This is a genomic window from Inquilinus sp. (assembly GCF_039594555.1).
Lineage (GTDB): Bacteria > Pseudomonadota > Alphaproteobacteria > DSM-16000 > Inquilinaceae > Inquilinus.
Map to the genome: position 1 here is coordinate 1 of NZ_JBCNNF010000272.1, position 9,462 is coordinate 9,462.

Below are 9,462 nucleotides of genomic sequence, written 5' to 3' on the forward strand. Positions count from 1 at the left end.
GGCGGCAGGCGCGGCGCTGCTGCTGGTCATCCGCCCGATCTGCGGCTGGGCCAGCCTGATCGGCACGCCCCTGCCGCCGGCCGCACGCGGCCTGATGGCCTTCTTCGGCATCCGCGGGCTGGGCACCTTCTACTACATGGCCTATGCGCTGGGCCGGGCGCAATTTCCGGATGCCGGCCGGCTCTGGGCCATCGCGTCCTTCACCGTGCTGGCCTCGATCCTGCTGCACGGCGTGGCCTCGACGCCGCTGATGGCCTGGGCGGATCGGCGGCGCGCTGCCCACAATGCCGCTGACCAGGCCCGCGGCTCATAGCGAAGCACGGGACCCGCTGGATACGACGTGGTCCGTCGTTCCGCCGAGGGAGGAGGCTCACCCCTCCCCCCGTTTCTCCTTCTGGCGGTGGCGGTGGGCGGCCTGCTTGGCGCGGTTGCCGCACAGCGCCATGCTGCACCAGCGCCGCGCATGGCCGCGGGTGTGGTCGACGAACATCAGCGTGCAGGCCGGCCCCTCGCACGCCTTGATCTGGCTGAAATCCTCCTCGCAGACCACCCTTGCCATCGCCTCGGCGATCGGCAGCAGCAGGCTGTCCGGCGAGCGCCAGCGCCGGGACGGGGTCAGCGCCAGCCCGCCGCTGCCGGCAACGATCTGAGAGAACCTCTCGTCCCGCTCCAGCAGCCGGTTCAGCGGCTGCAGCTCCTCCAGCGCATCAGCCGCCAGCGGGCGGCCCCGGCGGCTTTGGACGAAGCCGCGGAACCATTCTCGCAGGCCGCGCGCCTGGGCCGCGACGCTGTCGAGTTCGACCGGCATCGCCCGCTCCCGCATCTCCGCCAGGACGGCGTCCGGCACCAGCCCGGCCTGGGCCAGCCAGGACAGAAGCCCGTCGCCATCCGGCAGCCAGTCGACCGGGGTGTCGACCGGCGTCGCGATCGAGTTGAGGAAGTCCAGGCCGAGCGCATCGGCGAGGAACATCGCGGGCGGAAGCTCATGGCTCACTTGGGGTCGGCCTCGGATGGGTTCGTTCAATCCAAACGTAACCTCGAAAATCCCCGTTGACAAGTTATCTCACCTTAGATCATAACCGCTTAAAAATATCTTTAGAGGTTACAAACGTGATCTTAGCCGACAACTCACCAGGACTGACGACCTTGGCCTGATCCGGGACGTCAGGGCAGACAGGTCATTCCGGAGCTGACCATCGTGCTGCCACGGTGTGGTGGCCGGGCCGTGATCTTGCGGACAGCGCCCCGGCCCACGCCATCACTGCCGTAACTTAGTTAATAGATTTAACTCGGTTATCAATGCGAAGTACCAGCCCCTCTTGCTCGGAGAAACGTCATGACGCAGATCCGCTACCGCACCGCTGATGTCGACGGCTTCAAGGTCTTCTACCGGGAGGCCGGGTCACCCCGCTCTCCGAAGCTGCTGCTGCTGCACGGCTTCCCAAGCTCCGGCCATATGTTCCGGGATCTGATCCCGCTGCTGGCCGACCGCTTCCACATCGTGGCGCCGGACCTGCCGGGCTTCGGCCAGTCAGACATGCCGGACCGCGCAGCCTTCCAGTACAGCTTCGACAATCTCGCCCGCGTCATCGACCGGTTCACCGAGGTGATCGGCTTCAACCGCTATGCCGTCTATGTCTTCGACTACGGCGCCCCGACCGGCTTCCGCCTGGCGCTGCGGCATCCGGAGCGGATCGCCGCCATCATCAGCCAGAACGGCAACGCCTATGTCGACGGGCTGAGCGACGGCTGGAATCCGATCCGCGCCTATTGGCAGGAGCCGTCCGCCGCCAATCGCGAGGCGCTGCGTGCCATCCTGACGCCCGAGACCACGCGCTGGCAGTACGTCCACGGCGTGGCCGACGAGACCCTGGTCTCGCCCGACGGCTATATGCTGGACAGCCACTACCTGGCCCGGCCGGGCGCCGACGAGGTGCAGCTCGACCTGTTCCTGGACTACGCCAGCAACGTCGCGCTGTATCCGGAATTCCAGGCCTATTTCCGCAAGCACCGGCCACCCTTCCTCGCGGTCTGGGGCAAGAACGACCCGTTCTTCCTGCCGCCCGGCGCCGAGGCGTTCCGGCGCGACCTGCCGGATGCCGAGATCCGCTTCTTCGACACCGGCCATTTCGCGCTGGAGACGCATGCCCGCGAGATCGCGGATGCCATCCGCGTCTTCCTGGCCCAGTAATCCCGCGCGACAGGAGAGAGCCATGCGCGCCATCGTGCTGGAGAAGTTCGGCGGGCTGGACAGCCTGGTCTATCGCGACATCCCGGAGCCCGAGCCTGCCGCCGGCCAGGTCATGATCGAGATCAAGGCCTTCGGCCTGAACCACGCCGAGATGCATATGCGCCGCGGCGAATGGGCCGAGGCGGCCCAGGTGATCGGCATCGAATGCGTCGGGCTGGTGAAAGCCTGCCCCGGCGGGGAGTTCCCGGTCGGCGCCAAGGTGGCGGCGCTGATGGGCGGGCTGGGCCGCACCATCAACGGCAGCTACGCCGAATTCACCCGCGCCCCGGCCACGAATGTCGCGCTGATCGACGCCGACCTGCCCTGGGCCGAGTTGGCGGTGATCCCGGAGAGCTATGCCACGGCCTGGACCTGCCTGTTCCGCAACCTGGAGATCGAGAGAGGACATCTGCTGGTGATCCGCGGCGCCACCTCCTCCTTCGGCCAGGCCGCGGTGAAGATGGCGGTCAATGCCGGGGCACGGGTGATCGCCACCAGCCGCAACCCCGACCGCTTCGCCAAGCTGACGGCGCTGGGCGCCGAGCGGGTGGAGCAGGAAGGCCCCGACCTGTCCAAGCGCATCGCCGAGGCAAAGCGGATCGATGCCGTGCTCGACCTGGTCGGCAACAGCACCATTCTCGACTCCCTCGCCATGCTGCGCCGGGGCGGCCGGGCCTGCCTGGCCGGCTGGCTCGGCGGCCTGGCCCCGATCGCCGATTTCAACCCGCTGCTGCAGATGCCGAGCGGCGTGTACCTGACCTTCTTCGGCAGCTTCGTCTTCGGCACGCCCGGCTTCCCGCTATCCGACGTGCCGCTGGGGCAGATCGCCCGCGACGTCGCCGCCGGCCGGCTGCAGGCCAAACCGGCTCGAGTCTTCGGCTTCGACCAGATCCATGAGGCCCATCGCGTGATGGAGGCCAACGAGGCCGGCGGAAAGATGGTCGTCGTCCTCTGACCGACGCCCCCCGCCCGGCGCCACATCCTATCGGGAGCAGACACCATGTCCGTCGCCATCGTCACCGGCGCCAGCCAGGGCATCGGCCGCGCCACCGCCATCCGCCTGGCGCGGGATTTCGACCGGGTCGCGCTGGTCGCCCGCAACCGTGACAAGCTGGAGGACACCGCCGCGGCAGTGAAGGCCGCCGGCGCCGAGCCGCTGGTGCTCGACCTCGATCTTGCCGAGCCCGCCGCCGCGCCGCCGGCGGTCGTCAACACCACGCTGCAGGCCTTCGGCCGGATCGACGCGCTCTTGAACATCGCCGGCGCGGTGCCGCAGATCGACCTGTTCGAGATGACCGACGCGCAGTGGGAGGACGGGCTGGCGCTGAAGCTGCACGGCGCCCGAAGGCTGACCGTCGCCGCCTGGCCGCAGTTGAAGCAGGCGCGCGGGTCTGTGGTGCTGATGTCCGGCAACTCGGCACTGTTCCCGAAGGCGCCCTATGCCGCGGTCGGCGCCATCAACGCCGCCATCGTCGCCCTGGCCAAGGCCTTTTCCGACCGCGGCATCGCCGACGGGGTGCAGGTCAACAGCGTGCTGCCCGGCCCGGTGATGACCGGCCGCCGCCAATCCTACCTGCAGCATTGGGCGCCGCTGCACGGCATGACGGTGGAACAGGCGACGGAAGCCTTTCCGAAGGAGGCCGGGATCGCCCGCTACGGCGAGCCGGAGGAGATCGCGGAGCTGATGGCCTTCCTGGTGTCGCCGGGCGCCCGGTGGATGACCGGGTCGGCGCTGCGCATGGATGGCGGCGAGGTCAAGTCAGTCTGACCGCCGGACCGGCCGGTCCGGCGCGTCGGCAAAAATAGGCTAAAAACGGCAGCCCGGCCATGCGGGGCCGAACCTCGACGCCGTCGCCGACCGGATCCGGACAGGGCCGGCATCGATGACGCCGGCCGCCCCCGATCCGGTCGACAGCCTCAGACCTTGGCCGCAGCGCGCTTGGCCGGAGCCTTCGCCGGGGCACTCTTGGCAGCGGCCTTGGCTGGAGCAGCCTTCGCGGGCGCGCTCTTGGCCGCAGACTTCGCCGGAGCCGCCTTCGCAGGAGCGCTCTTGGCTGCAGCCTTCGTCGGAGCGGCCTTCGCAGATGCACTCTTGGCGGCGGCCTTCGCCGGAGCGGCCTTTGCAGGAGCACTCTTGGCGGCAGCCTTCGCCGGAGCGGCCTTGGCAGGAGCGCTCTTGGCGGCAGCCTTGGCTGGAGCCGCCTTCGCGGGGGCACTCTTGGCCGCGGCCTTCGCCGGAGCCGCCTTCGCGGGGGCGCTCTTGGCCGCGGCCTTCGCCGGAGCGGCCTTCGCAGGAGCGCTCTTGGCCGCGGCCTTCGCCGGAGCAGCCTTCGCGGGAGCGCTCTTGGCCGCGGCCTTGCCCGGAGCGGCCTTCGCAGGCGCGCTCTTCGCCGCGGCCTTGGCCGGGGCGCTCTTTGCCGGCTCGCTCTTGGCGGCGGTCTTGGCCGGCGTGCTCTTCGCAGACGCGGTCTTGGTGGGCGTACTCTTCTTCATAGGGGCAACCTCCGCTGCAGCCTTGATGGGGGCACTCTTCACAGGGGCACTCTCGGCCCGGGCCGAAGCCCTCGCGACCTTGGCCGGAGCAGGTTTGGCGGGCGGGATCCTGGCCGCGGGCTCGCGCCACAACCCGGCGCCGCCCTCCAGCCCTGCCTCGTTCGAGGCGAGGACCACGCCCTTCGGCAGCTCGAAATCGATATGCTTCGCGTTGCCGCCGCTGATATGCACCCGGTCGGGGTGCATCAGGATGTCGAGCACCTCCAGCATCCGCTTCACGCGCTTGTTCCAGCGCTTCTTGCCCGCCTTCTCGAAGGCCGCGTTGCCGAGATACTCATCATAGGTCTTGTTCTTGTGCAGCGGGTGGTGCGCCAGTTCCAGATGCGGCGCCAGCACGCCATCGCGGAACAGCGCCGTGCCGACCCCGGTGCCCAGGGTCACCACCAGCTCCAGCCCCCTGCCCTCGACCAGGGCGAGGCCCTGCATCTCGGAATCGTTGATCATCCGCACCGGGGCGCCACCCAGCCGCCGCGACAGGGCGGAGGCCAGGGTGAAGCCGGCCCAGTCCTCGGTGCCGAGATTGGGGGCGGTGATCACCCGCCCGTCGCGGACCACGCCGGGAAAGCCGACGGCGATGCGGTCGAACTCCGGCAGCGGCTTGACCAGCACGGCGATGGTGTCGAGGAACAGCTTCGGCGGGCAGGGATGCGGCGTCGGCACGCGCTGCCGGTCCGACACCATCTCTCCGCGGTCATCGATCACGGCGGCCTTCAGCCCCGTGCCCCCGACATCGATGGCCAGGATTCCAGGCTTCAAGGCATTTCTCCCTCGTGGTTTTGGCGACGTATCGACGACAACGCCTTCATCGCATCGCCTGTCCCACCTTTGCGGGAGAAGCACGGAGGCTCATCCAGCTTTCACCCGATTGTCACACTGCCCCGACACAGAATGAGGGCTAGTCTTGCGAAGCGTCAACCTTTGACGACACAAAGGGTCAATCACCACTACTTGCCCCACTACTTTGCTCCCGCGACGGCATGGCCGGTCGCGACACCGGCCTCGCCGTCCACGGTCACCAGGAAGTCCGCCCCCTCCCACCGCTCGGGGTCGCGCCAGCGGAAGGTGAAACGAATCCTTGTGCCCGGCGGCGCCGATACTGTCGGCAGGTCGAGGACATGCAGTCCGAACGGCGTTTCCGCTGTGGCGTCGTCGTGGATCGTGCCCCAATCGTCGAGGGTCCAGTGCACCGTGGCAGCGGCTGGCAGCTCCAGGCGCAGGGCCTTGCCCGCCGGCAGCGCCCGCCGCTTCTGGTTGAAGCGCCAGCAGCGGACCGGTGAGGTGACGCGGTCGACCTGATAGCGCTGCACCGGCTGCGGCGGCAGGTCGAACACCCGCCCGTCGCGCAGCGAGCGCAGCAGCTTGATGTGCTCGGAATGCGCCCAAACCAACGGCATGGCGCTGCCCGAGGGGCGGCCGCGGAACAGCTCGCGTTCCGGCACGTCGTCGGCATCCCACACCTGCTCCGGCAGCAGCCCCCCCTCCCCGGCCGACCGCTCCAGCGTCGCCAGCAGCGCCTTGGCCTGATCGATCCGGCCGGCCGCCAGCTCGTAATGCGCCCGCTCGCCGGTCAACAGCGGCCAGGTCCGGCCGATGCCGGTGCCGTCGAAGGGCGCGCCGTCGGCATGCTCGCCATAGCCGTCATCGTTGTAGCGGTACCAGACCGGGCCCTGCGGCAGCTCTGCCTTCAGCGCGGCGTCGATAGCTTTGACCGTGTCGACGATGCGCGGGTCGTCCGCGGCGCGCAGGCCGAAGCGCACCAGGGCCAGCGCGTCGGGGCTGATCAGCAGCGCGGCCTTGCGCGCATCGTCGCCCGGCGGCCGGTTCTTCACCGGCACATAGCCGTCGAGCGGCGAGGCCGCATCCGCCGCGTCGGCCGGGGCGATGCGGACATAGTAGCCCTTGAGGCCGAGCTGGCTGCAGACTGCCGTGCCCTCGGCGAAGGTCCAGCGCTCGACCTCGTCGTTCCAGGCGTCGGCGGTCTCGCGCAGCCACCGCGCATCCTCCGCTTCGCCCTGCAGCTCAAGGATGTCCGCCGCGGCCAGCAGGGCCGCGATCTCCACCGCCAAAGTGAAGGGCGAATAGCCGGCATCCTCCTCCCACCGGTCCTGGCCGGTGACCGGGCCGTTGCGCAGGATGAAGCCGGCGGCGCGCCGCACCATCGGCACGAAGCGGGCCAGCCCCTCCCCATCCAGCGCCCCCTCCCGCCGCAGCATGTCGGCCAGCAGGATCGGGAAGGCGCATTCGTCCATCTGCACCCCGTTCCAGTACGGGGTACCATCGAGCCAGACATTCTGCGACCAGTGGCCGTCCGCCTCCTGGATCGCCTGCAGGTAGCCGAGGATGGCCTTGGCCTCGGCCACCGCGCCGGCGGCGAGAAAGCCGCCCGCGGTCTCGACCAGGTCGCGCGGCCAGACCAGGTGGTAGCCGCCGAGATCCTCGTCGCCCTTGTTGAAGCCCCAGGGGATCGACAGGCTGGCGATGAAGGCACCGGGGAACTCGGCCGCCTGATGGCTGGCCAGCACCGCGGTGCTGGTGCGGTAGATCGTCGGCTCCGACCCGGCGACACCGTCCAGCGGCAGCAGCCCGGCCTGCCAGTTTCGCCAGCCCTCGACATAGGCATCATGCGCCTCGGCGAAGCCGCGTTGCAGCCCGGCCAGGGCGTGGTGCGCCGCCTCCTCCGGCCGCTCGCCGAAGCCGAGCGCCAGCAGGAAACGGCCGCCCGGCGCCTCCGCGAGGTCGATCTCCCCGGCCAGGGCGATGTTGCCGTTCTCCGCCCGGCGCCAGGCCGGGTTCAGCTCGCCGCTGCGCGACAGCGTCTGCCAGCCGTCCGAGACGCCGACATAGCCGACCGACCGGGCACGCCACGGCACCGAGCAGGCCAGCGCCAGCGATACCCCGTCGATGCCGCGGGCCAGCAGCATCGGCGTGCCCTTGTAGTCGTCGACCCAGCCGGTGTTGTCGGCCCCGGCATTGACCAGATGCGGCGCCAGCAGGGCGAACAGCCGGTGGTCGGCGGGCTCACCCTCCTGCGGGGTGCCCTCGTGGACGGAAAACTTGATCTCCTGCAGCAGCACCGAGCCGCGCGGATGGGCCAGCACCGTCTTCTCGATGCGCCAGCGGCCGTCCAGCGCGGTGTTGACCAGGCGGAAGGCCGGCACCCCGGCTTCCAGCATCCGCGTCTCCGACCGGGCGTCGCGCTTCTCTTCGGCGAAATAGCCGCCCGGGCCTGTGACGATCAGCCCGAGGTCTCGGACACAGGCGCTGTCGATTCGCGGAAAGTAGATCTCGTTCAGGATGCCGTGGCTGAGCGTGAACCACACCCGGCTGGTGCCGGAGAGGGCGGTGCCGACGCCCGATTTGGCGCTGGACGTCCACCGCGCCGGCCCGCCGGGCGCGCCCGGCGGCTGATCAGCTCGATCCATCCCGTATCCTCCCTCGGGCGCCCGATCGACGCGCCCCGGCTTTCGGACTCGAAACCGGCGCGCCACGGGCGCACCATCGCTATGCTTCACGCGGTCTACGCTAGCACCACCGCACCGGAAGAAAACGAGAGGATCGACGGAATGCAGCTCGGGATGATCGGACTCGGCCGCATGGGCGGCAACATTGTCCGGCGGCTGATGCGCGCCGGCCATGACTGCGTGGTCTATGACCGCAGCGCCGAGGCCATCAAGGCGCTGGCCGCCGAGGGCGCCAAGCCGGCCGCCGACCTGAAGGCCTTGGTGGCCGGGCTGGCGGCGCCGCGCGCGGTCTGGGTGATGCTGCCGGCCGGGGCGCCGACCGAGGACACGGTGACGGCGCTGGCGGGCCTGCTGAGCCCCGGCGACATCATCATCGACGGCGGCAACAGCTTCTACAAGGACGACATCCGCCGCGCCGCGGCGCTGGAGCCGAAGGATTTGCACTATGTCGATGTCGGCACCTCCGGCGGCGTCTGGGGGCTGGAGCGCGGCTACTGCATGATGATCGGCGGCACCAAGGCCGCGGTCGACCACCTGGACCCGATCTTCGCGGCGCTGGCGCCGGGCCTGGGCACGGTGGAGCGCACGCCGGGCCGCGAGGGCCGCGATGAGCGGGCGGAGAAGGGCTACATCCATGCCGGGCCGGCCGGTGCCGGGCACTTCGTCAAGATGGTGCACAACGGCATCGAGTACGGGCTGATGCAGGCCTACGCCGAGGGCTTCGACATCCTCAAGAACAAGGATTCGACGGAGCTGCCGGAGGCCGAGCGCTATTCGCTGAACCTCGCCGACATCGCCGAGGTGTGGCGCCGCGGCAGCGTCGTCTCCTCCTGGCTGCTCGACCTCAGCGCCATCGCCCTGGCGGAGAACGAGACGCTGTCGAACTACACCGGATCGGTCGCCGATTCCGGTGAGGGGCGCTGGACGGTGATGGCGGCGCTGGAGGAGGCGGTGCCGGCCGACGTGCTGTCGACCGCCCTCTATGTCCGCTTCCGCTCGCGCCAGGAGCACACCTTCGGCGAGAAGCTGCTGTCGGCGATGCGCAACAAGTTCGGCGGCCATATCGAGCGGCCGGCGGGCGGCTGAACCATGGCCGCGATGATCTCGCCCTCCCCCGCGAAGCCGGCGGGCACCCCGCCGGCGCCGCCCTGCACCTTCGTCATCTTCGGCGCGTCGGGCGACCTGACCGGCCGCCTACTGACCCCTGCCCTGTATCAC

General features: G+C 69.8%; 8 protein-coding genes and 1 pseudogene. 6 read left to right on the top strand and 3 right to left on the bottom strand.

The features are described from left to right. Window positions 1–313: pseudogene (locus ABDW35_RS24740) on the top strand (sodium:proton antiporter); the annotation flags it as partial. 57 nt (window positions 314–370) lie between these two features. Here the strand turns inward: ABDW35_RS24740 and ABDW35_RS24745 are convergent. After that, window positions 371–994: an ABATE domain-containing protein gene (locus ABDW35_RS24745; RefSeq protein WP_343716527.1), complete on the bottom strand. Its 624-nt coding sequence runs from the start codon at window positions 992–994 to the stop codon at window positions 371–373. Window positions 995–1,336: 342 nt separating this feature from the next. On the opposite strand from ABDW35_RS24745, the gene ABDW35_RS24750 reads away from it, so the two are divergent. From ABDW35_RS24750 to ABDW35_RS24760, 3 genes are read left to right on the top strand one after another with little or no spacing between them, the layout of a single operon-like run. Beyond that, the gene (locus tag ABDW35_RS24750) at window positions 1,337–2,191 is read left to right on the top strand and encodes an alpha/beta hydrolase (protein WP_343716528.1); all 855 of its coding nucleotides are present in this window, start codon (window positions 1,337–1,339) and stop codon (window positions 2,189–2,191) included. Between the two features lie 22 nt (window positions 2,192–2,213). After that, the gene (locus tag ABDW35_RS24755) at window positions 2,214–3,185 is read left to right on the top strand and encodes a zinc-binding alcohol dehydrogenase family protein (RefSeq protein WP_343716529.1); all 972 of its coding nucleotides are present in this window, start codon (window positions 2,214–2,216) and stop codon (window positions 3,183–3,185) included. A gap of 45 nt (window positions 3,186–3,230) precedes the next feature. Next, window positions 3,231–3,998, top strand: coding sequence for an SDR family oxidoreductase (locus ABDW35_RS24760; RefSeq protein WP_343716530.1), 768 nt, complete (start codon window positions 3,231–3,233; stop codon window positions 3,996–3,998). A gap of 149 nt (window positions 3,999–4,147) precedes the next feature. Here the strand turns inward: ABDW35_RS24760 and ABDW35_RS24765 are convergent, their stop codons facing one another. After that, entirely contained in the window at window positions 4,148–5,623 is a 1,476-nt protein-coding gene (locus tag ABDW35_RS24765) for an ROK family protein (RefSeq protein WP_343716531.1), read from the bottom strand. A 116-nt stretch (window positions 5,624–5,739) separates the two neighbouring features. Then, a complete protein-coding gene (locus ABDW35_RS24770) occupies window positions 5,740–8,205 on the bottom strand; it encodes a glucan 1,4-alpha-glucosidase (protein ID WP_343716532.1) in 2,466 nt (821 codons plus the stop codon). A 141-nt stretch (window positions 8,206–8,346) separates the two neighbouring features. On the opposite strand from ABDW35_RS24770, the gene gnd reads away from it, so the two are divergent. Together gnd and ABDW35_RS24780 are read left to right on the top strand one after the other, a co-directional pair. After that, a complete protein-coding gene (gene gnd / locus ABDW35_RS24775; protein ID WP_343716533.1) occupies window positions 8,347–9,330 on the top strand; it encodes a phosphogluconate dehydrogenase (NAD(+)-dependent, decarboxylating) in 984 nt (327 codons plus the stop codon). A 3-nt stretch (window positions 9,331–9,333) separates the two neighbouring features. Next, window positions 9,334–9,462, top strand: a 129-nt coding sequence (locus ABDW35_RS24780; protein ID WP_343716534.1) for a hypothetical protein, incomplete at its 3' end; no start/stop codon positions are given.

What these genes read in the sequence shown, in the direction of transcription:
- gnd (WP_343716533.1), top strand. Translation starts at nt 8,347, where the DNA reads ATGCAGCTCGGGATGATCGGACTCGGCCGCATGGGCGGCAACATTGTC.
- ABDW35_RS24755 (WP_343716529.1), top strand. Translation starts at nt 2,214, where the DNA reads ATGCGCGCCATCGTGCTGGAGAAGTTCGGCGGGCTGGACAGCCTGGTC.
- ABDW35_RS24760 (WP_343716530.1), top strand. Translation starts at nt 3,231, where the DNA reads ATGTCCGTCGCCATCGTCACCGGCGCCAGCCAGGGCATCGGCCGCGCC.
- ABDW35_RS24770 (WP_343716532.1), bottom strand. Translation starts at nt 8,205, where the DNA reads ATGGATCGAGCTGATCAGCCGCCGGGCGCGCCCGGCGGGCCGGCGCGG.
- ABDW35_RS24750 (WP_343716528.1), top strand. Translation starts at nt 1,337, where the DNA reads ATGACGCAGATCCGCTACCGCACCGCTGATGTCGACGGCTTCAAGGTC.